This is a genomic window from Neisseria sp. P0021.S006, assembly GCF_051956895.1.
In genome coordinates this window covers 1-525 of record NZ_JBQCWZ010001026.1, presented here as the reverse complement: position 1 = coordinate 525, position 525 = coordinate 1, and the positions used below count along the sequence as shown (strand labels likewise).

Sequence of the window (525 nt, the reverse complement as noted above, 5' to 3'; positions counted from 1 at the left end):
GTTTGAGGCGGTCGCCTTCTTTGAACGCGGTCTGGCTCAAATCAAGGTTGTGTCCGGATCGGCTGCGTATCCAGCCTTTTTCCGACAAAATCAGCGTGATGGGTTCGTCGGCGGTAGTCTGCGTCAACACGGCGCGTCCGGCCTCCTCCACCAGCGTGCGGCGCGCGTCGCCGAACTGCTTCATGTCCGCCTGCATCTCTTTGATAATCAGCTTGCGCTTTTCGTTTTCGTCGCCCAAAAGGATATTCAGACGGCCTTGTTCTTCGCGCAACTCGTTCAATTCTTTTTCGAGTTTGAAACCTTCCAAACGTGCCAACTGGCGCAGGCGGATTTCCAAAATGTCTTCGGCTTGGATTTCGGTCAGCCCGAACACCGCCATCAAATCGGCTTTCGGGTCGTCTGATTCGCGGATGACTTTAATCACTTCGTCGATGTGCAGAAAGACTTTCAGACGGCCTTCAAGGATGTGCAGCCGTTTTTCCACTTGGTTCAAGCGGAATTTCAGACGACGTGTTACGGTAACAA

Annotated in this window: 1 protein-coding gene; it reads right to left on the bottom strand. The window is 53.1% G+C overall.

Going from position 1 to position 525, the window contains the following annotated elements:
• Positions 1–525 (bottom strand): DNA gyrase subunit A (locus ACTHUM_RS18525; protein WP_440403756.1); only part of this gene is annotated, 525 nt, incomplete at both ends.